This is a genomic window from Streptomyces sp. NPDC044033 (assembly GCF_056434425.1).
This window is the reverse complement of sequence record NZ_JBWKFF010000006.1, coordinates 187338-207223: the sequence shown is the minus strand read 5'-3', so window position 1 is coordinate 207223 and position 19886 is coordinate 187338. Positions and strand designations below refer to the sequence as shown.

Below are 19886 nucleotides of genomic sequence, written 5' to 3'. Positions count from 1 at the left end.
GTGGCCACCACCACCATGCAGTTCCACCCGCAGCCGCAGCCCGGCACCGCCACTCCGTGGGCCTTCCCGGCCCCCGAGCGCGACCAGCTGCCCAACGGCCTCACCCTGCTGCACTGCCACCGCCCCGGCCAGCAGGTCGTCGCCGTGGAGGTCAACCTCGAAGCGCCGCTGGAGGCCGAACCGGCCGGGCTCGACGGCGTCGCCACGATCATGGCGCGCGCCCTGTCCGAGGGCACCGACAAGCACTCCGCCGAGGACTTCGCCGCCGAGCTGGAGCGCTGCGGCGCCACCCTCGACGCGCACGCCGACCACCCGGGCATCCGCGTCTCGCTGGAGGTCCCGGCCTCCCGGCTGCCCAAGGCGCTCGCCCTGCTCGCCGACGCCCTGCGCGCACCGGCCTTCGCGGACAGCGAGGTCGAGCGGCTCGTGGGCAACCGCCTCGACGAGATCCCGCACGAGCTCGCCAACCCGGCCCGCCGGGCCGCCATGGCGCTCTCCAAGCAGCTCTTCCCCGCGGGCGCCCGCATGTCGCGGCCCCGCCAGGGCACCGAGGAGACCGTCCGGAACATCGACGCCGCGGCCGTACGGGCCTTCTACGAGGCCCACGTGCGGCCCGCCACCGCGACCGCCGTGGTCGTCGGCGACTTCACCGGCGTCGAGCTGGCCCAGGCCCTCGCCGACACGCTCGGCGCGTGGACCGGCGGCACCGCCGAGCCGTACCCGGTGACGCCCATCACCGCCGACGACACCGGCCGGGTGGTCATCGTGGACCGCCCCGGCGCCGTCCAGACCCAGCTGCTCCTCGGCCGGGTCGGCCCCGACCGGCACGACCGCGTCTGGCCCGCCCAGGTCCTCGGCGCGTACTGCCTCGGCGGCACCCTCACCTCGCGCCTGGACCGCGTCCTGCGCGAGGAGAAGGGCTACACCTACGGCGTGCGCTCCTACGCCCAGGTGCTGCGCTCCTCGGAGCCCTCGTCCCTCCAGGGGTCCACAGGCGCCTCGCTGCTGGCCATCAGCGGCTCGGTGGACACCGAGTCCACCGGCCCGGCGCTCGCGGACCTGTGGACCGTGCTGCGGACGCTGGCCGAGGGGGGGCTGACCGACGCCGAGCGCGACGTCGCCGTGCAGAACCTCGTCGGAGTCGCCCCGCTGAGGTACGAGACGGCCGCGGCCGTCGCGGGGACGCTCGCCGACCAGGTCGAGCAGCACCTCCCGGACGACTTCCAGGCCCAGCTGTACGCGCGCCTGGCGGAGACCGGCACGGTGGAGGCCACCGCGGCCGCCGTCAGCGCCTTCCCGGCCGACCGGCTCGTCACGGTCCTCGTCGGCGACGCCGCGGAGATCCAGGGGCCGGTCAAGGCGCTCGGCATCGGAGAGGTGACGGTCGTCACCGGCTGACCGGCTGAGCGGGGGCCCGCTGACGGCCTGACCGGCTGAGCGGAGGACCGCTGACCGGTGCGGCCGGTCGGCGGCGAGGGCCCATAACGGGGCGAGCGGGGCGTGAGGGGTCTACGAGACCCTCACGCCCCGCCGTTTGTCCGGATTATTGGAGAGGTTGCCTGTCTGCTGTGTGGCGTAGGGCACAAAACCCCGGTTCTGTTTGCCGATTGAAAGAAGCCCCGTTTAGCGTCAGGGCGGTTGTCCGTCAGATGTGAGTCGCATCCGCGGCCCCGGGCAACCATCGCCGAGTCCCCAATGGCGTGAGCCAGGGGAGCCGGGGACCCACACGTCCCTGGGGTGAATCGGGCCCCTTCCCGGAGGGATCCGTAGGAGACCTTCCTGCTCCGAACCCGTCAGCTAACCCGGTAGGCGAGAAGGAAGGAAAGGATCAGCCGTACCTATGGCGTTCACCCGTGCCACCGGGAAGCACCGTCGTCCGAGCCGCGCCGTGCGCGTCGGAGCCAACGCGGCGGGGGTCGCGACCCTGGCCGCGACCGGCGTCGTCGCCGGCCTCGCCTCCCCGGCCCTCGCGTCCGGCGGCGACCACACCCCCAAGGTCGAGGACACCGGCCTCACCCAGGTCGTCGGCATGAGCAACGACATGGCCGACAACATCGGCGCCCAGGCCGAGGCCCAGCAGCACGCCGCCGAACAGGCGGCCGCCAAGGCCAAGGCCGCGGCCGTCGCCAAGGCGAAGGCCGCCGAGGCCAAGAAGCGCGCGGACGAGGCCAAGCGGAAGGCCGACGCGGAGCGCGCCGCCAAGGCGAAGGCCGCCCGTGACGAGGAGCGCAAGCGCCTCAACACCTTCGTCCTGCCGGTCGACGGCTCGTACGTCTCCACCGGCTACAAGGCGTCCAGCGGACTGTGGTCCTCCGGCAGCCACACCGGCGTCGACTTCCACGCCGGAACGGGCACCTCCGTGCACGCGGTGGGCGGTGGCACCGTGGTCGAGGCCGGCCCGGGCGGCGCGTACGGCAACAACATCGTCATCAAGATGAACGACGGCACGTACACGCAGTACGGCCACCTCTCCTCCATCGGCGTCTCCGTCGGCCAGACGGTGACCCCGGGCCAGCAGATAGCCCTCTCGGGCGCCACCGGCAACGTCACCGGCCCCCACCTGCACTTCGAGGCCCGTACGTCCCCCGAGTACGGCTCGGACATCGACCCCGTCGCCTACCTGCGCGCGCACGGCGTCGGCCTCTGACCTCGCGCACCCCTTCGCGCACCGAAGGCCCCGGCCCGCCCGGCCGGGGCCTTCGGCATGCGCGGTTCGGCACTTTGGCGTGCGTGCCGCTGGCCGGAAAATAGCCCCGGGACACCGGCGCCGTCGGAAACCGACCGTTCCTGCAATAGAGTCCGCCGGACAGGCGTCAATCGGCCGTAATTCGCGGTGGTTAAGGCGGAGGTTCACCAATGCGGGACCGTATGTGAAGGGCGACGCGGAAGCGGTCCGCGTCCCTCGCGGCATTTCCGCGCACGCGGTCTGCGCGGCGATCCGGGACGACATCGTCTCCGGCGCCCACCCGCCCGGCGGCCGCCTCATCGAGGGGCTGCTGGCGAGCCGCTACGGCGTCTCCAGGGTGCCCGTGCGCGAGGCGCTGCGCACCCTGGAGTCCGAGGGGTTCGTGACCACCCGCCGGCACGCGGGGGCGTGTGTCGCGCAGCCCACCGAGGAGGAGGCCGCCGACCTTCTCGAAGCGCGCGCCCTACTGGAGCCGCTGGGCGCCGCGCGGGCCGCGCAACGGCGTTCCGAGGCCCATCTGAAGGTGTTGCGCGGGCTGGTGCGGCTCGGTCAGGAGAGGGCGCGGCGCGGGCAGTCCGCCGAGTTGCGGCCGCTGGGAGAATGGTTCGACCAGACGCTTGCCGGGGCCTGCGGCAGCCCGAGCCTGACCGCGCTCCTCACCCAGCTGCGGCGCAAGATCGCCTGGGTGTACGCGGCGGAGTCGCCCGCGCGGGCCGTGGAGGCGTGGCAGGTGCGCGGCGCGATCGTGGAGGCCGTTGCCCGGGGCGACGTGGAGCGGGCACGGGCGGCCGCCGCCGCGCGCGCCGAGCGCGTGCTGGCCGAATACCGGGCGCGCCGCCCGCTGCACACGAACGGTGTGAGGACTTCGAAACATTCCGTAAACGAAAAGAGCGTCCGCTCCTGACGGCGAACGCGTATGGGGCGGGCGGAATTCTCGACGCCTGCCCGGGCCGGTTCCGGCGGGTTTCGCGGCGAAATGCCGGCAGAAGGGGCCGTACGGAAATGCTGGGTAGAGAAGGGCCCGGTGCAGAACAGATCCGTACAGAAGGGCCCGGTGCAGAACAGGCCCGTACAGAAGGGCCCGGTGCGCAGGGGCCCGCCTTGCGCAAACGGACCCGCCTGCCCAAACGGACCCGCCTTGCCCAAACGGACCCGCACAGGAACGCCGCCTGCCAAAGAGCCGCGGCGACCGTAATCGGTCACCGCGGCCCGTCGCGCGGCCGTGCCGCGCCGGTGAACCCGAATCAGACGGTCTCCGGGAGCTCCTCAAGCCCCTCGGTGACCAGCTTCGCCAGACGGTCGAGCGCGGCCTCGGCGTCATCGGCCTCGGAGGCGAGAACGATCTCCTCGCCGCCCTGGGCGCCCAGGCCCAGCACCGCGAGCATGGAGGCGGCGTTGACCGGGTTGCCGTCGGCCTTGGCGATCGTCACGGGGACGCCCGAGGCGGTCGCGGCACGGACGAAGATCGACGCGGGGCGGGCGTGCAGCCCCTCGGCCCAGCCGACGGTGACGCGGCGCTCAACCATGGTGTTGCCCTTCAAGTCGTCATTGGTTGTCTAGACCAGTCTCTCACGGTGCCCCGGTCGCTCCTGCGGTGACGTCCGGCGCCGTGCCGCCCCCTGTTCCATCTTGCATGGTCCGCCCTGCCCGCCTTCACCCGCCTTCACCTGCCGTGCTCCCTCGCCCGCCCGGCTCTCCGTCCACCTTGCCCCGACCCACCGGTGAACGCGAGCGGAGGTCCTGTCAGTGCCCGGTCGTACGCTGGCTCCATGCACACGCCGTCGGAGCACGCCGCGTACCCGACCCACTGGGAGGCCGATGTCGTGCTGCGCGACGGCGGCACGGCGCAGATCCGGCCCATCACCGCCGCCGACGCCCAGCGCCTGGTCAGCTTCTACGAGCAGGTCTCGGACGAGTCGAAGTACTACCGCTTCTTCGCCCCCTATCCGCGCCTGTCCGACCGCGACGTCCACCGCTTCACCCACCACGACTACGTCGACCGGGTCGGCCTGGCCGCCACGGTCGGGGACGAGTTCATCGCCACCGTCCGCTACGACCGCATCGACGCGCACGGCATGGCCGCCACGGCCCCCGCCGACGAGGCCGAGGTGGCCTTTCTCGTCCAGGACGCGCACCAGGGCCGCGGCGTCGCCTCCGCCCTCCTCGAACACATCGCGGCCGTCGCCCGCGAGCGCTCGATCCGCCGGTTCGCCGCCGAGGTGCTGCCCGCCAACACCAAAATGATCAAGGTCTTCACGGACGCCGGGTACACCCAGAAGCGCTCCTTCGAGGACGGCGTCGTCCGCCTCGAATTCGACCTGGAGCCCACCGACCAGTCCCTCGCCGTCCAGCGCGCCCGCGAGCAGCGCGCCGAGGCCCGCTCCGTGCAGCGGTTGCTCGCCCCCGGGTCGGTCGCCGTCGTCGGCACCGGCCGGGAGCCCGGCGGCGTGGGCCGCGCCGCCCTGCGCAACGTCCTGGACGGCGGCTTCACCGGCCGTACGTACGCGGTCAACCGGGCCTTCCCGGCGGGGCCCTCTCGGCTGCGGCCGGAGGGCGTGCCCGCCTACCGCTCGGTCGGCGACATCGAGGAGACCGTCGACCTGGCGGTCGTGGCGGTCCCCGCCGAACAGGTGCCCGCCGCCGTCGCCGACTGCGGTGAACACGGCGTGCAGGGCCTCGTCGTCCTCTCCGCCGGATACGCCGAGAGCGGCCCCGAGGGCCGCGACCGCCAGCGCGAGCTGGTCCGCCAGGCCCGCTCGTACGGCATGCGCGTCATCGGCCCCAACGCCTTCGGCCTCATCAACACCGCCCCCGGCGTCCGGCTCAACGCCTCGCTGTCGCCCGAGATGCCGGCCGCCGGACAGGTGGGGCTGTTCTCCCAGTCCGGCGCCATCGGCATCGCGCTGCTGTCCGGACTGCACCGGCGCGCGGCCTCGCTCGCGGGGGTCTCCACCTTCGTCTCCGCGGGCAACCGCGCCGACGTCTCCGGCAACGACTTCCTCCAGTACTGGCACGACGACCCGGCAACCGCCGTCGTCGTCATGTACCTCGAATCCATCGGGGACCCGCGCAAATTCACCCGCCTGGCCAAGCGCACGGCCGCCGTCAAGCCGGTCGTGGTCGTCAAGGGCGCCCGGCACGGCGGCACCGCCCCCACCGGCCACGCCGTGCCCACGACCCGCATCCCCGACGCCACCGTCTCCGACCTGTTCCGGCAGGCCGGAGTCATCCGCGTGGACACCGTCACCGAACTCGCCGACACCGGGCTGCTGCTGGCGGCCCAGCCGCTGCCGGCCGGCCCGCGCGTCGCCATCCTCGGCAATTCGGACTCCCTCGCCCTCCTCACCTACGACGCCTGCCTCACCGAGCGGCTCCGCCCGCTGCCGCCGCGCGACCTCACCACGGCCGCCGGGCCGTCCGACTTCCGCGCGGCGCTCGCCGACGCCCTCGCCGACGACCTCTGCGACGCCGTCGTCGTCACCGCCATCCCCCGGGTCGGCGACTCCTCCGCGGCGCAGCTCGCGGCAGCCCTGCGCGAAGCGGTGGCCGCCGCGCCGGCGGCGAAGCCGGTGGCCGTCGTCCATCTCGAAATACCGGGCCTCGCCGAGGCGCTGGCCGCCCCGCGGGAGGGCCCGGAAGCCGCACCGGGCGCCGCGGGCGGCATCCCCTCCTACCCCGCCGCCGAGCGGGCCGTCCGGGCGCTGGCCCAGGCCGCGCGGTACGCGCAGTGGCGGAAGGGGGCGGCCGCCCCCGGGCGGGTGCCGGAGTACGAGGACATCGACGAGGCCGGAGCCGCCGCCGACATCGACGTGCTGCTCGCCGCGCACGGCGAGGCCGCGTACGGGCGCCCCGCGCACGCGGGCGGCGGGGGAGGGGAGGCCGGGGCCCCGCTCCGTGCGGCCCCGGCCGCGGCCGGCCCCCGCTCCGTGCAACTGTCCGCCGCGGACACCCAGCGCCTGCTGGCCCGGTACGGCATCGCCGTGCTGCCCGCCCTCCCCGCACCCGGCCCCGACGAGGCCGTACGGGCAGCCGAGCGGCTCGGCTACCCCGTCGCCCTCAAGCCCACCGCGCCCCATCTGCGCCACCGCGCGGACCTCGGCGGGGTCCGCCTCGACCTCGGCGGCGAGAGCGAACTGCGCCGCGCCTACGCCGAGCTGACCGAGCTGCTCGGCAAGCCGGAGGAGCTGCGGCCCGTCGTGCAGTCGATGGCCCCGCGCGGCGTCGACACGGTCGTCCGGGCCACCATCGACCCCGCGGTCGGCGCCGTGCTCTCCTTCGGGCTGGCCGGCGCCCCCTCCCTGCTGCTCGGCGACACCGCGCACCGGCTCGTGCCCGCCACCGACCGGGACGCCGCCGAGCTGATCCGATCCATCCGGACCGCCCCGCTCCTCTTCGGCTGGCGCGGTACCGCCCCCGTGGACACCAGAGCGCTCGAAGAACTCCTGCTGCGCGTCTCCCGCCTGGTCGACGACCACCCCGAGGTCGTCGCCGCCGACCTCGAACCCGTGGTCGTCGCCCCGCACGGCCTCCAGGTTCTGGGCGCGACCCTGCGCCTCGCGCCCCCGCCCGTCCGCACCGACCTCGGCCCCCGCCGACTGCCCGCTTACCGAGACCCATACGCCCCGTAGGATGGGCGTATGGCGAAGACCGGTACGACGACCCAAGGGCTGCGCGCGGCGATCGAGCGCAGCGGCTACTACCCGGCCCTGGTGGCCGAGGCGGTGGAGGCCGCCGTGGGCGGTGAGCCGGTCGTGTCCTATCTGGTTCACCAGGAGACGACCTTCGACTCCAACGAGGTCCGCCGGCATGTCACGGTCCTCGTGCTGACCGACACCCGCTTCATCGTGAGCCACACCGACGAGCAGGCGGCCGACGGCACGTCGCCGTCGCCGTACGCCACCACCTCCACCGAGTCCGTGAAGCTCGGCCGGATCTCCTCGGTGGTGCTCAGCCGCGTGGTCGCCAACCCCGAGTCGTACACCCCCGGCACCCTGCCCCGCGAGGTCGTGCTGACCATCGGCTGGGGCGCGGTGGCCCGCCTCGACCTGGAGCCCGCCGCCTGCGGCGACCCCAACTGCGAGGCCGACCACGGCTACACCGGCTCCTCCACCGCCGACGACCTGAGCCTGCGCGTCAGCGAGGCGGGGGACGGGCCCGACACCGTGCGGCAGACCCTCGCGTTCGCGCAGTCCCTGTCCGAGGCGACGGCGGCGACCGGCCGCTGATGACTGGTTATGCCTCCGGCCCCGCCACCTCCTGGCAGGACCCGAACCCGCTCGACCCCCGTACCGCCCCCCTGCCGCGCTATGGCGCCGGGGCCCTGTCCGACCTCCTGCCCGCCGTCGCGGCGGGCCTGGAGGTACCCGGCCTCGCCTCCGGGCTCCAGCTCGCACCCGCCGACCGCGCCTGCGTCTTCCTGATCGACGGCCTCGGCTGGGAGCTGCTGAAGGCCCACCCCGCCGAGGCCCCGTTCCTGCACTCGCTGCTCGACAGCTCCATGAACGGCACCGGGCAGCCGATGACCGCGGGCTTCCCGTCCACCACGGCGACCTCCCTCGCCTCCGTGGGCACCGGACTGCCGCCCGGCGCGCACGGCCTCCCCGGCTATACGGTCCTCGACCCGGCCGCCGGCCAGTTGATGAACCAGCTGCGCTGGCGCCCCTGGACCGACCCGTACGCGTGGCAGCCGTACCCCACCGTCTTCCAGCTCGCCGACGCCGCGGGCGTGCACACCTGCCAGGTGTCCGCCCCCGACTTCCAGCACACTCCGCTGACCAAGATCGCGCTCAGCGGCGGCACCTTCCACGGCCGGCAGCTCGGCGAGGACCGCATGGACCTCGCCGCCGACCGGCTGGGGGCCGCCGACCGCTCGCTCGTCTACACCTACTACAGCGAGGTCGACGGCAACGGCCACCGCTTCGGTGTCGACTCGGACGAGTGGCGCGGCCAGCTGATGTACGTCGACCGGCTCGCCCAGCGCCTCGCCGAACAGCTGCCGCCCCGCTCGGTCCTGTACGTCACCGCCGACCACGGCATGATCGACATCCCCTTCGACCCCGAGTCGCGCATCGACTTCGACGAGGACTGGGAGCTGAGCGCGGGCGTCTCGCTCCTCGGCGGCGAAGGCCGCTCCCGCCATGTGTACGCGGTACCGGGCGCGGCGGGGGACGTGCTGGCGTGCTGGCGCGAGGTGCTCGGCGAACAGATGTGGGTGGCGGGCCGCGACGAGGCGATCGAGGCCGGCTGGTTCGGGCGGCCCGGGGACGGCGTGGACGAGCGGGTGCGCGGACGGATCGGCGACGTCGTCGCCGCGGCCCGCGACGACATCGCCATCGTGGCCTCGCGGACCGAGTCGAACGAGTCGGGGATGGTCGGGCTGCACGGCTCGATGACCCCCGTCGAACAGCTCGTACCGCTCCTCGAAGTACGCACCTGAGCCCCTCTTCCCCGCCCGTCCCCGGATCCCCCCACGCCCCGTACGACCGAAAGGCCCTCGCCCCCTCATGCCCGAGCTGGTGTTCTTCAGCGGAACGATGGACTGCGGCAAAAGCACACTCGCTCTGCAGATCGAGCACAACCGCTCGGCCCGGGGCCTGCAAGGGATGATCTTCACCCGCGACGACCGGGCGGGGGAGGGCAAGCTCTCCTCCCGGCTCGGCCTGGTCACCGAGGCCGTCGAGGCCGCGGACGGGTTCGACTTCTACGGCTACGTCGTCGCCCACCTCTCCGCGGGCGGCCGGGCCGACTACGTCATCGCCGACGAGGCCCAGTTCCTCGCCCCCGAGCAGATCGACCAGCTGGCCCGCGTCGTCGACGACCTCGCGCTCGACGTCTTCGCCTTCGGCATCACCACGGATTTCCGCACCAAGCTCTTCCCCGGCTCCCAGCGGCTCGTCGAGCTCGCCGACCGGATCGAGGTGCTCCAGGTGGAGGCGCTGTGCTGGTGCGGGGCACGGGCCACGCACAACGCCCGTACCGTGGCCGGCCAGATGGTCGTCGAGGGCGCGCAGGTCGTCATCGGCGACGTCGACGGGGCGCAGGACACCGTGGGGTACGAGGTGCTGTGCCGCCGCCACCACATCCGCCGGATGACGGCGGCGGCCGCCGGAGCGGGGGCGCTCTCCCCGGACGTCCTGCCGGTGGACGCCGAGGCGCGCCGCTGACCCAGCGCTCCGCGCCGCCTTTGTACGGGCGTGAAGTGCCCCGCGCTGCCCTCGTACGGACACGAGCCGGTGCCCCTTGTACGGGCGTGATCCGGCCGCTGACCCAACACCCCGCGCCGCCCCGTACGGGCGTGAGCCCCCGTTGCCCGTACGGCCTCCCGCCCCGGCCCCCGCTCAGCCGGCCTGCGGCACCGGCGTATTGCTGCGGAGCACGGTGAAGACCGCTCCCTCCGGATCCGCGACCGTGGCCAGCCGGCCCGGCGGGGCGTCCCGGGGCGGGGTCAGCACCTGGCCGCCCAGCTCGGTGACCCGGGCGGCCGCCGCGTCCGCGTCCGCCACCTCGAAGTACGTCATCCACCGCGGCCCCTGGTCGCGCGGCAGGGCGCTGCCGACGCCACGGATCGCGGCGGCCGGCGAACCGTTCACGTTCAGGGTCAGATAGTCGAAGTCCGCCGCCACCACGGCCTCGGTCTCATAGCCGAAGACGGACTCGTAGAACTTGGCGATCATCGTGGTCTCGCCGGTCAGCAGCTCGTGCCAGACCGGTGTGCCGGGCACGCCCGCGCCCTGCGCGCCGAGATGGCGGCGCCCTTCCCAGACGCCGAACGTCGCGCCGGACGGGTCCATGGCGATCACCAGCCGGCCCTCCTCCTCCGCTTCGACGGGACCGACGCCCACCGTGCCGCCGCAGCACCGGATCCGCTCGGCCGTGATGTCGGCGTCATCGCTCGCGAGATACGTCGTCCATGAGACCGGCAGCTGCCGGTCGGGCGGCAGTTCGCCGATCCCGGCCACGGGCCGGCCGGCCAGCTCGGCGCGTACGTACGGCCCGAGCTGACCCGGGCCCAAGTGGTACGTCCAGCCGAACAGACCGCTGTAGAACTCCTGGGTCGCGGCCAGGCTGTGCACCATGAGGCTGGTCCAGCATGGCGTTCCAGGGGTGCGCCGAGTAGCTTCCTCGGTCATCGTCACTCTCTCCTCGGACCATCGTGGTGGCCGTGCCGCCCGGGCCGGTCTGCGGCGCACGGGGCAGCGCGGGGACGGGGCCAGTCCAGATGTTCGCACCGCCTGTCATGGTGTGCGCCCCGGCCGCGCCGGATTTGGCGGGTTCCCCCCGGAGCCTGCCCGAATCGGCATGTCGCATCCGTTTCGGCGCCGTTGCCGTCCGGTATCGGCCCATCGCCGCCGCGGGACCGGAACGCCGGACGCGGGCACCGGTCACTGAGCGAGGATGGGCCTTATGAATGCCATCATCACCGCATCCGAACTCGCGAGCGAGTTGGCGGCGGCTCAGCCGCCGGTTCTCCTGGACATCCGCTGGCAGCTCGGCGGCCCGCCCGGCCGCCCGGAGTACGAGGCCGGGCACATTCCCGGCGCCGTCTACGTCGACCTCGACAGCGAACTGGCGAGCTCGGCGGGGGAGCGGGGCCGCCACCCGCTGCCGGACGTCGCGGCCTTCGGCGCGGCGATGCGCCGCGCCGGGGTCGGCGCCGACCGGGGAGTGGTCGTATACGACGGCGGCCAGGGATGGGCGGCGGCCCGCGGCTGGTGGCTGCTGCGCTGGACGGGGCATACGGACGTACGCGTCCTGGACGGGGGCCTGGCGGCGTGGAAGGCCTCCGGCGGAGCCCTCACCACCGAGGCCCCGGACCCCGAGACGGGCGACTTCGAGCCGGAACCGGGGGCGGCGGGGCTGCTGGCGGCCGACGACGCGGCGGCGCTGGCCCGCCGAGGCGTCCTGCTCGACGCGCGGGCGGGGGAGCGCTACCGGGGCGAGGTGGAACCGATCGACCGGATCGGCGGCCACATCCCCGGCGCGGTGTCCGCGCCGACAGCGGAGAACGTGGCGGAAGACGGCCGCTTCCGTCCGGCCCCCGGACTCGCGGCCCGCTTCGCTTCCTTGGGCGCGAACGGCGAGACCGAGGTCGGCGTCTACTGCGGCTCGGGCGTGTCGGGCGCTCATGAGGTGCTGGCCCTGGCGGTGGCCGGGGTTCCGGCGGCGCTGTACGTCGGTTCCTGGAGCGAATGGTCCGCGGACGCCGCCCGCCCGGTGGCCACGGGGCCCGAGCCGGGCTGATCGCGCCTGGACCGGCCGGGGACCGGGCTGCCGCCGCGCGCGGCTCGTACGGGCTCCGAATCCGGGGCTACGGGCTGCGGGCCGAGTCGACGGCGCTCGGCCGGCCCGGGTCCCGGGCGGAGCTGATGGCGCTCGGCCGGCCCGGGGGCCGATCCGCCGCCGTCGCACTCGGCCCGTACGAATTCTCGGTCCGGGGGCGCGGGCTCCGGAGCCGGCCCGCTCCACCCCGAGCGCGCAAGCCACCGCACCCGCTGACCCGGCCGTTCCGAGTCGCGCCACGTACGCCCCACCCGCCCCTCACCCGGGGCCTGAGGCCGCCCGGCGCCACCGGGCGGGTGGGCCGGACGGTCACAGGCGCAACGATTCGGCACCTGCGCAGGAACAACGATTCCGCACTCGGCAAACCAAGGGGCGGTGGCCTGTTACTCCTGCTTTTTTCGGCGGGTGCCGAAGACGATCTCGTCCCAGCTCGGGACGGCGGCGCGCCGCCCCGGCCGTACGCCGTCGGCCTCGGCCTGCCGGTCCGTAGTGCCCGTGAGCCGGTCCCGGTGGCCCCCCACCGACCGCGGCATCAGCACGTCCGCGTAGGCCGATCCGGCGCTGGCCGCCGGGGCGGGCGGTTCGACCGCCTCCGGCTCCTCCTCGTCCGGCTCTTCCGGTACGTCACCGGTGGGCTGCTCGGGCACGATCATGTCGCCCCGGAAGCTGGGCACGGCCTCCAGCAGGCTGGTCAGGGAGTCGCGCTCTCTCGGCGCGTCCTCGGCGGGCGGCTCCGGCTCGGTCTCCGCGGCGGGCGTCGGCGACTGCCGGTCCAGCGCGCGGTCGAGCGGCCGGTCCCGCGGCAGCCGGGCGATACGCGGCACGAAGGGAAAACTCGGCTCGGGCGTGTCGTCGCTCTCGCCGATCAGGACCCGGGCCTCGTCGTCCATGGCCTGAACGATCCGCCGGGGCGGGTCGTACGCCCAGCTCGCCGAGCGCATCTCGCCCGCGACCCGGTAGACGAGGAGGACTTCCCAGGTGCCGTCATCGCGTCGCCAGGAGTCCCACTGGGCGGTGTCCTTCTCGGCGCCGCGCAGCAGCATCCGCTCCGCCACGGCCTCGCCGAGCTGCGGACCGGTGTTCTCGCCGGGGCGCCGTACGGGAGTCTTGCGGGCCCGCTCGGCCATGAAGGCGCGCTCCGCGAGCACGGGGCCCTCGAAGCGGCGGACGCGGTCGACGGGGATGCCCGCCATCTGCGCGACTTCCTCGGCGGAGGCTCCGGCCCTTATACGGGCCTGGATGTCACGCGGGCGGAGGTGGCTCTCCACCTCGATCTCGATCTGGCCGAGGCGGGCGCGGTCATTGCGCACGGCGGCGCGCAGCCGCTCATCGATCGGAAGCGTGTACTCCGTGCTGTCCGCAGCCTTGAGCACCAGCCGTGTGCCGTCGTTTGAGACGGCCACGACACGCAGTTCGGGCATGGGGACCTCCCGGGTGGTGCCTGCCGACGTCACGTGCGTCGCTGCTTCCGCTAGTCGAGTGTGGCCTGCCCGGGTGCAGCCTGCCACAACATTGCCGAGTTGACCGGCGTGTCGGGTCGGGGACCCGATGCGCCACCATGGCACGGTTACCGGTTTGCCACTCTCGGTGATCGTGCCATTTGCCCTGTACAGCCGCTACCCGTACCGAATGGCGTCCTCTTGGAGGAGCGCCCTCCGGGGCCCTCTTCCGTGAGTCCGGGCAGCCGGACGGGGTACCGGGCCAGGGCTCGCCACAGTACTCCATTCGGGCCACCTGGGTGGATCGGCGCGCCATGGAACCTCTCGCGGGGCAAGGGAGTTGATCGCGCGCCCATTCACCCCTGGGGGTGGTGTGAGTGGCGAGGTTCACACAATCGCCTAAATCGGAACTGATCGCATCGGCCATAAGTCTCTTCTCTGTGCAGGGTGGAGCGAATGGGCAAGTAGAGGCTGGAGATGCGAGTAAAGGACGAAAGCGAGGAAAAACCGCAAGGCAAGCGACTGGATCTCAGCGTCGCCCAGGTGGCCGGCAGTGGCCTGGCCGCCGTGATCGCGGCGCTCCTCGCGGGCAAGCTCGGTGTCTACGGAACGATCATCGGTGCGGGCGTGGTGAGCGTGGTGGCCACCACGGGCGGCACGATTTTTCAGCATCTCTTCCGGCGAACGGGTGAACAGATCCGTGATGTGACCGTTCTGGCGAAGCCGAAGGCGCGCCAAGTCCCGGTCATGGACACGGACGGTGACCGCCGGCACAGCGGCCCGGCGGACGACGAGCAGGCGACGACCATGCTCCCGTCGGTCGGCAAGGACGAGGGCAAGGGCGAGGGCAAGGGCAAGGCCCGGGGCGAGGACGGCGCCGGTGACGCCGACCCGGACCGTACGCAGTTGCTCAAGCGGGCCGAGGCCACCCAGATGCTGCCGCGTATCGAGGCGACGCAGATGCTGCCGCGGGCCGAGGACCCCACCCGGCTGCTGCGGCAGGCCGAGGGCCGGGGGCCGCGGCCCGGGTCCGCGTCCGAGCCGGAGGAGTTCACCGCGGCCACCACGCACGGCACCCGGCTGCGGCGCTGGAAGAGCCCGCTGCTCCACGCGGTCGTGATCTTCGTGCTCGCGATGGTCACCGTCACCGTCGTCGAACTGGCCACGGGCTCCACGCCGGACGGCAAGAGCGGCACCACCGTCCAGCAGCTCTTCCGCTCCGGCAGCTCCGGGAAGCACACCCCGTCGACGCCCACCGGCACCCCGGGCACCGGCGGGCCCTCCGAGGGCGGCACCTCCGGCAACGGCTCGTCGCACTCCCCGGACACCGACCAGCCGGGCGGTGCGGACAAGCCGACGCCGGACACGACGCCCTCGAACCCCGCCGGCGGTGACTCGACGCCCACCTCGAAGCCGACCCCCACCCCCTCCCAGTCGCAGGGCGGCACGGACCAGGGCGGCGCGGACGGCGGCACGGGCACCGGCCAGGACAAGGACAAGGGCAAGGGCGACGGGGGCCAGAACGACGGCAAGCCCGGCGACGGGAACCAGCAGCCCGGCGACGGGGCGCCGAAGAACGACGCCGCGGCGGCCGGCGGCCAGGACGCCGGTTCAGGCTCCTAGCACGCGCCGCAGATAGTCATTGCCGAACAGGCGCCGCGGGTCCAGCCGGTCCCGCAGCGCCGTGAACTCGGCGAAGCGCGGATAGACCCCGGCCAGGTACGCGGCGTCGCGGCTGTGCAGCTTCCCCCAGTGCGGCCGCCCGCCGTGCGCCGTCATGATCTGCTCGGCCGCGGAGAAGTAGGCGTGGTGCGGGGTGCCCCGGTACAGGTGCACCGCGATGTAGGCCGTATCGCGACCGGCGGCCGTGGACAGCGGGATGTCGTCGGCGGGGGCGGTCCGCACCTCCACCGGAAAGCTGATCCGCAGGCCCGAGCGCTCGACCATCGCCTTCAGCTCACGCAGCGCCGCCACGGCCCCCTCGCGCGGCAGGGCGTACTCCATCTCCAGGAAGCGGACCCGGCGGGGGCTGGTGAAGACCTTGTACGGGATGTCGGTGTAGGTACGGGCCGAGAGCGCGCGGCTGGAGATCTTGGCGATGGCCGGTACGGTCGCGGGCACCGCCCGGCCCAGCGCACAGACGGCCTGGAAGAGCCCGTTGGACATGAACTCGTCCTCGATCCACGCGCTCAGCGGCGAGGGCGGCGCGGCCGGTCCCGGACTGCGGTTGTTGCGCTTGGTGTTGCAACTTCCGGTGTGCGGAAACCAGTAGAACTCGAAGTGCTCGTTCTCGGCCACGTGCTGCTCGAACTCGGCCGTGACCCGGTCGAAGGACATCGGCTCCTCGCGGGCCGTGAGCCAGAACTCCGGTTCCACGGCGAAGGTGATCGCCGTGATCACCCCGAGCGCGCCGAGACCGAGCCGGGCCGCCGCGAACACCTCCGGGTTCTCCTTCTCGGAGCACACCAGCACCGAGCCGTCCGCCGTCACCAGCTCAAGGCCCTTGATCTGGGCGGCGATCGAGGCCGAGTCGCGACCGGTGCCGTGCGTGCCGGTGCTGGTCGCGCCGGAGACCGTCTGCTCCATGACGTCGCCCATGTTGGTCAGCGACAGCCCGTGCGCGCAGAGCGTCTCGTTCAGGCGCTTGAGGGAGGTGCCCGCCGCGACCGTCACGGTCCCGGCCGTACGGTCGATCTCCCGGACCCCGGTGAGCCGTTCGGGCCGTATGAGGAGTCCGTCGGTGGCCGCGGCGGCCGTGAAGGAGTGGCCCGTGCCCACCGCCTTCACCCGCAGGCCGTCCTCCGCCGCCCCGCGGACCGCCGCCGCCAACTCCTCGGCGTCGGCGGGCGCCACGGTCCGCGCGGGCCGGACCACGACGTTCCCCGCCCAGTTACGCCACGCGCTGCTCGTTTCGGTCATGTGCGCCAGACCCCTCCCGATGCGGCGCCGGCCGCAGCCGGCGGTACCCGAGGAACGCGACCGCGGCCGCGAGTACCCCCGCCACGCCGGGCACCGCGTACCCCGCTTCGGCCCCGGACGCGTCCACCACCCAGCCGGCGGCCGACGAGCCGAGCGCGAACCCGACCGCGAGCCCGGTGCTCGTCCAGGTCATGCCCTCGGTCAGCTGCGCGCGCGATACGTGCTGCTCGACGAGGGCCATGGTGGTCACCATCGTCGGCGCGATGGACAGGCCCGCGACAAAGAGCGCCACGGCCAAGAACGGCAGGTTCCCGACCAGTTGGAGGGGGATCATACTCACGGCCATCGCACAGACGCCCAGCAGCCACCGGCGGGACGGCTCGCTCTTGAGGTGCAGCAGCCCGAAGACCGCGCCGGCCAGGCAGGAACCCAGCGCGCACACGGCCAGCACCAGGCTGGCGGCGGCCTTGTGGCCCTGCTCCTCGGCGAACGCCACCGTCACCACGTCGAGCGCCCCGAAGATCGTCCCCGTCGCGACGAACGTCGCCACCAGCACCTGGAGCCCCGGGGAGCGCAGCGCTGAGCGGCTGGGGTGCTCCCCTCGCGGGTGCGGTACGGGCTCCGTGGAGCGCTGCGCGGTCAGCGCGAAGACGCCGACGACCAGGAAGCAGCCCGCCAGAAGCGGCCCCGCCTCCGGGAACCAGGCGGTGGACAGGCCGATGGAGATGATCGGCCCGAAGATGAAACACACCTCGTCCACCACGGACTCGGCGCTGTAGGCGGTGTGCAGCATGCGCGGCGAGTCCCCGTATATCGCCGCCCAGCGGGCCCGGACCATCGAGCCGACGCTCGGCACGCAGCCGACGCCCGCCGAGAAGACGAACAGCGTCCAGTCCGGCCACCGCTGCTGCACGCTCACCAGCAGCCCCGTGAGGGCCGCCGTCGTGATCAGCGTCGCCGGGCGCAGCACCCGGCGCTGCCCGTGCCGGTCCACGAGCCGGGAAATCTGCGGTCCGGCCACCGCGTCGGCGACCGCGACGGTCGCGGAGAGCGCGCCGGCGAGCCCGTACCGGCCGGTGAGCTGGGAGACCATCGTGACGATGCCGATGCTCATCATCGACAGCGTCATCCGGCCGAAGAAACCGGCGGTCGAGAAACCTTTCGCGCCAGGGGCGGCGAAGATCGCGCGATAGGGACTGGGCAAGGGGCGGGCTCCACCGGTAAGGGATGTTCGTGGCCGATACAGGTTACGGGCGGCCGCCATCTGCCGCACCGGTATTTTCCGCCTGTCAGTGGGGGGTGGCAGGATCGGACGTATGTCGGATCAGCCAGCCCCCGCCCCGTATGACGCCCTCCTCCTGCTCTCCTTCGGCGGACCGGAAGGCCCGGACGACGTCGTGCCGTTCCTGGAGAACGTCACACGCGGCCGGGGCATCCCCCGCGAGCGGCTCGAAGAGGTCGGGCAGCACTACTTCCTCTTCGGCGGGGTCAGCCCGATCAACGCCCAGAACCGCGAGCTGCTCCAGGCGCTCCGCAAGGACTTCGCGGAGCACGGTCTGGACCTCCCCGTCTACTGGGGCAACCGCAACTGGGCGCCGTATCTGACCGACACGCTGCGGCAGCTGGCGGCCGACGGCCACCGCCGCGTCCTCACCCTGGCCACCAGCGCGTACGCCTCGTACTCCGGCTGCCGCCAGTACCGCGAGAACCTCGCCGACGCGCTCGCCGCGCTGGCGGCCGAGGGCATCGAGCCCCCGCGCGTGGACAAGCTGCGGCACTACTTCAACCACCCCGGCTTCGTGCGGCCCATGGTGGACGCGACCCTGGCCGCCCTCGCCGAGCTCCCCGAGGGCCTGCGGGCCGGGGCGCACCTGGCCTTCACCACGCACTCCATCCCGACCGCCGCCGCCGACACCTCCGGCCCCGTGCCCGGCCACGGCGACGGCGGCGCCTATGTCGCCGAGCACCTCGACGTCGCCCGTGTCATCGCCGACGCGGTCCGCGCGGAGACCGGCGCCGAGCACCCCTGGGAGCTCGTCTACCAGTCCCGCAGCGGCGCCCCGCACATCCCCTGGCTGGAACCCGACATCTGCGACCACCTGGAGTCCCTGCACACCGAGGGCGTACCGGCCGCCGTGATGGTCCCCATCGGCTTCGTCTCGGACCACATGGAGGTCAAGTACGACCTCGACACCGAGGCCGCCGCGAAGGCCCAGGAGCTGGGGATGCCCGTCACCCGCGCCGCGACGGTCGGCTCGGACCCGCGGTTCGCCGCGGCCGTGCGGGACCTGGTCCTGGAGCGGGCGGCGACCGAGCGCGGGGCCGCGCCGGAGCGCTGCGCGCTGGGCGCGCTCGGCCCCGGCCACGACGTCTGCCCGGTGGGCTGCTGCCCCGCGCGGACCCCGCGCCCGGCCGCCGCGGGCGCCGAGTGACCGGCGCGAGCGGCGTGCCCGTACGACGCCGGCGGACCCCGCCGCACCACACGATCTAGGAGTGCCGTGACCGACCGCCCCCTCAAGGACGAGCTCCTCGCCGTCGCGCTCGAAGCGGCCCGCCGGGCCGGCGAGCTGCTGCGCGACGGCCGCCCCGCCGACCTCGGCGTGGCCGCCACCAAGACCAGCCCCATCGACGTCGTCACCGAGATGGACATCGCCGCCGAGAAGCTGATCACCACCTTCCTCACCGAAGAGCGCCCGCACGACGGCCTGCTGGGCGAGGAGGGCGCCAGCACCACCGGCAGCAGCGGTGTGCGCTGGGTCATCGACCCGATCGACGGGACCGTGAACTACCTGTACGGCCTGCCCTCCTGGTCGGTCTCCATCGCCGCCGAGCTGAACGGCGAGGCGGTGGTCGGCGTCGTCGCGGCCCCGATGCGCCGCGAGACCTACCACGCGGTCCTCGGCGAGGGCGCGTACGCCGACGGCGAGCGGGTGAGCTGCCGCCCCGCCCCCGCCTTCGAGCAGGCCCTGATCGGCACGGGCTTCGGCTATCTCACCGAACGGCGGGCGGCCCAGGCCGAGGTGGTCCGCGCCCTGCTGCCGCGCGTCCGCGACATACGGCGCGCCGGTTCGGCCGCCATCGACCTGTGCGACGTGGCCTGCGGCCGCCTCGACGGCTATTACGAGCGCGGCCTGAACCCCTGGGACTTCGCGGCCGGCGCCCTCATCGCCCGCGAGGCCGGCGCCCGCACCGGCGGCCGCCCGGGCGACCCCCTCTCCGGAGAGCTCGCCGTCACCGCCCCGCCCGGCCTCTTCGAGCCCCTCCAGGAGCTGCTGGACAACCTGGGCGCGTGGCACGACTGACGCAGGCGCCTTGGCCGCCGACGTGAGAGCACTGCCGGGCGGTCTGTACGGGGGCGTGCGGGCCGTCCGCGGCTCCGGGGTCCCATCGGGTGGACCGGGGCGCGGCAGGGCGGCGTGGGGCCGTATGGGCGTCCGTACGGAAACCGGCGGGGCGTCCGCGGACGGCCCGCCGCACACCTGACGGAGAGCCCGGTGGTCTGCGCCCGCCACCGGCGGTCCGGCCATTCCGACCCCCCCCCCCCCGACACTCGGCCTCAGACC

16 protein-coding genes and 1 riboswitch are annotated in these 19886 nt (G+C 73.7%); of the genes, 11 read left to right on the top strand and 5 right to left on the bottom strand.

The features are described from left to right. The first annotated feature begins 15 nt into the window (after window positions 1–15). The 3 genes from AC07AB_RS13925 (at window position 16) to AC07AB_RS13915 (ending at window position 3590) form a co-directional block, all read left to right on the top strand. Window positions 16–1398, top strand: a complete 1383-nt coding sequence (locus AC07AB_RS13925) for a M16 family metallopeptidase (protein ID WP_478565450.1) — start codon at window positions 16–18, stop codon at window positions 1396–1398. Window positions 1399–1672: 274 nt separating this feature from the next. Continuing rightward, window positions 1673–1827, top strand: a riboswitch (cyclic di-AMP (ydaO/yuaA leader). 13 nt (window positions 1828–1840) lie between these two features. Continuing rightward, the gene (locus tag AC07AB_RS13920) at window positions 1841–2647 is read left to right on the top strand and encodes a M23 family metallopeptidase (RefSeq protein WP_478565128.1); all 807 of its coding nucleotides are present in this window, start codon (window positions 1841–1843) and stop codon (window positions 2645–2647) included. A gap of 223 nt (window positions 2648–2870) precedes the next feature. Next, a complete protein-coding gene (locus AC07AB_RS13915) occupies window positions 2871–3590 on the top strand; it encodes a GntR family transcriptional regulator (protein ID WP_478565125.1) in 720 nt (239 codons plus the stop codon). Between the two features lie 340 nt (window positions 3591–3930). On the opposite strand, the gene AC07AB_RS13910 is transcribed toward AC07AB_RS13915, so the two are convergent. Beyond that, window positions 3931–4212, bottom strand: coding sequence for an HPr family phosphocarrier protein (locus AC07AB_RS13910; protein ID WP_478565122.1), 282 nt, complete (start codon window positions 4210–4212; stop codon window positions 3931–3933). Window positions 4213–4455: 243 nt separating this feature from the next. On the opposite strand from AC07AB_RS13910, the gene AC07AB_RS13905 reads away from it, so the two are divergent. From AC07AB_RS13905 to AC07AB_RS13890, 4 genes are all read left to right on the top strand, one after another. Further along, a complete protein-coding gene (locus AC07AB_RS13905) occupies window positions 4456–7314 on the top strand; it encodes a bifunctional acetate--CoA ligase family protein/GNAT family N-acetyltransferase (RefSeq protein WP_478565119.1) in 2859 nt (952 codons plus the stop codon). Window positions 7315–7323: 9 nt separating this feature from the next. After that, window positions 7324–7911, top strand: coding sequence for a DUF5998 family protein (locus AC07AB_RS13900; protein WP_363131060.1), 588 nt, complete (start codon window positions 7324–7326; stop codon window positions 7909–7911). Continuing rightward, on the top strand, window positions 7911–9122 hold the full coding sequence (locus AC07AB_RS13895) for an alkaline phosphatase family protein (protein ID WP_478565116.1): 1212 nt from the start codon (window positions 7911–7913) through the stop codon (window positions 9120–9122). The genes AC07AB_RS13900 and AC07AB_RS13895 overlap by 1 nt, the downstream gene beginning before the upstream one ends. Window positions 9123–9189: 67 nt before the next feature. Continuing rightward, the gene (locus AC07AB_RS13890) at window positions 9190–9849 is read left to right on the top strand and encodes a thymidine kinase (RefSeq protein WP_478565113.1); all 660 of its coding nucleotides are present in this window, start codon (window positions 9190–9192) and stop codon (window positions 9847–9849) included. A gap of 174 nt (window positions 9850–10023) precedes the next feature. Here the strand turns inward: AC07AB_RS13890 and AC07AB_RS13885 are convergent, their stop codons facing one another. Continuing rightward, on the bottom strand, window positions 10024–10815 hold the full coding sequence (locus AC07AB_RS13885) for a VOC family protein (RefSeq protein WP_478565110.1): 792 nt from the start codon (window positions 10813–10815) through the stop codon (window positions 10024–10026). A 274-nt stretch (window positions 10816–11089) separates the two neighbouring features. On the opposite strand from AC07AB_RS13885, the gene AC07AB_RS13880 reads away from it, so the two are divergent. After that, a complete protein-coding gene (locus tag AC07AB_RS13880) occupies window positions 11090–11926 on the top strand; it encodes a sulfurtransferase (protein ID WP_478565107.1) in 837 nt (278 codons plus the stop codon). A 422-nt stretch (window positions 11927–12348) separates the two neighbouring features. On the opposite strand, the gene sepH is transcribed toward AC07AB_RS13880, so the two are convergent. Further along, window positions 12349–13419 (bottom strand): septation protein SepH, encoded by a 1071-nt coding sequence (sepH, locus tag AC07AB_RS13875; RefSeq protein WP_478565104.1) that lies wholly within the window; start codon window positions 13417–13419, stop codon window positions 12349–12351. 462 nt (window positions 13420–13881) lie between these two features. Between sepH and AC07AB_RS13870 the strand changes: the two genes are divergently transcribed. Next, entirely contained in the window at window positions 13882–15027 is a 1146-nt protein-coding gene (locus tag AC07AB_RS13870) for a hypothetical protein (RefSeq protein ID WP_478565101.1), read from the top strand. On the opposite strand, the gene AC07AB_RS13865 is transcribed toward AC07AB_RS13870, so the two are convergent. Together AC07AB_RS13865 and AC07AB_RS13860 are read right to left on the bottom strand one after the other, a co-directional pair. Further along, the gene (locus AC07AB_RS13865) at window positions 15016–16323 is read right to left on the bottom strand and encodes a D-arabinono-1,4-lactone oxidase (protein WP_478565098.1); all 1308 of its coding nucleotides are present in this window, start codon (window positions 16321–16323) and stop codon (window positions 15016–15018) included. The two genes, AC07AB_RS13870 and AC07AB_RS13865, sit on opposite strands and share 12 nt — an antisense overlap. Further along, window positions 16295–17527: an MFS transporter gene (locus AC07AB_RS13860; RefSeq protein WP_478565095.1), complete on the bottom strand. Its 1233-nt coding sequence runs from the start codon at window positions 17525–17527 to the stop codon at window positions 16295–16297. The genes AC07AB_RS13865 and AC07AB_RS13860 overlap by 29 nt, the downstream gene beginning before the upstream one ends. A 112-nt stretch (window positions 17528–17639) precedes the next feature. Here AC07AB_RS13860 and AC07AB_RS13855 point away from each other — a divergent pair, with 112 nt between their 5' ends. Both AC07AB_RS13855 and AC07AB_RS13850 read left to right on the top strand, forming a co-directional pair. Continuing rightward, window positions 17640–18755 (top strand): ferrochelatase, encoded by a 1116-nt coding sequence (locus AC07AB_RS13855; protein ID WP_478565092.1) that lies wholly within the window; start codon window positions 17640–17642, stop codon window positions 18753–18755. 66 nt (window positions 18756–18821) lie between these two features. Further along, complete coding sequence (locus tag AC07AB_RS13850) at window positions 18822–19625, top strand: inositol monophosphatase family protein (RefSeq protein ID WP_478565089.1); 804 nt, start codon at window positions 18822–18824, stop codon at window positions 19623–19625. Window positions 19626–19886 lie beyond the last annotated feature (261 nt).

What these genes read in the sequence shown, in the direction of transcription:
- AC07AB_RS13925 (WP_478565450.1), top strand. Translation starts at nt 16, where the DNA reads ATGCAGTTCCACCCGCAGCCGCAGCCCGGCACCGCCACTCCGTGGGCC.
- AC07AB_RS13920 (WP_478565128.1), top strand. Translation starts at nt 1,841, where the DNA reads ATGGCGTTCACCCGTGCCACCGGGAAGCACCGTCGTCCGAGCCGCGCC.
- AC07AB_RS13910 (WP_478565122.1), bottom strand. Translation starts at nt 4,212, where the DNA reads ATGGTTGAGCGCCGCGTCACCGTCGGCTGGGCCGAGGGGCTGCACGCC.
- AC07AB_RS13905 (WP_478565119.1), top strand. Translation starts at nt 4,456, where the DNA reads ATGCACACGCCGTCGGAGCACGCCGCGTACCCGACCCACTGGGAGGCC.
- AC07AB_RS13900 (WP_363131060.1), top strand. Translation starts at nt 7,324, where the DNA reads ATGGCGAAGACCGGTACGACGACCCAAGGGCTGCGCGCGGCGATCGAG.
- AC07AB_RS13895 (WP_478565116.1), top strand. Translation starts at nt 7,911, where the DNA reads ATGACTGGTTATGCCTCCGGCCCCGCCACCTCCTGGCAGGACCCGAAC.
- AC07AB_RS13890 (WP_478565113.1), top strand. Translation starts at nt 9,190, where the DNA reads ATGCCCGAGCTGGTGTTCTTCAGCGGAACGATGGACTGCGGCAAAAGC.
- AC07AB_RS13885 (WP_478565110.1), bottom strand. Translation starts at nt 10,815, where the DNA reads ATGACCGAGGAAGCTACTCGGCGCACCCCTGGAACGCCATGCTGGACC.
- AC07AB_RS13880 (WP_478565107.1), top strand. Translation starts at nt 11,090, where the DNA reads ATGAATGCCATCATCACCGCATCCGAACTCGCGAGCGAGTTGGCGGCG.
- AC07AB_RS13870 (WP_478565101.1), top strand. Translation starts at nt 13,882, where the DNA reads ATGCGAGTAAAGGACGAAAGCGAGGAAAAACCGCAAGGCAAGCGACTG.
- AC07AB_RS13865 (WP_478565098.1), bottom strand. Translation starts at nt 16,323, where the DNA reads ATGACCGAAACGAGCAGCGCGTGGCGTAACTGGGCGGGGAACGTCGTG.
- AC07AB_RS13855 (WP_478565092.1), top strand. Translation starts at nt 17,640, where the DNA reads ATGTCGGATCAGCCAGCCCCCGCCCCGTATGACGCCCTCCTCCTGCTC.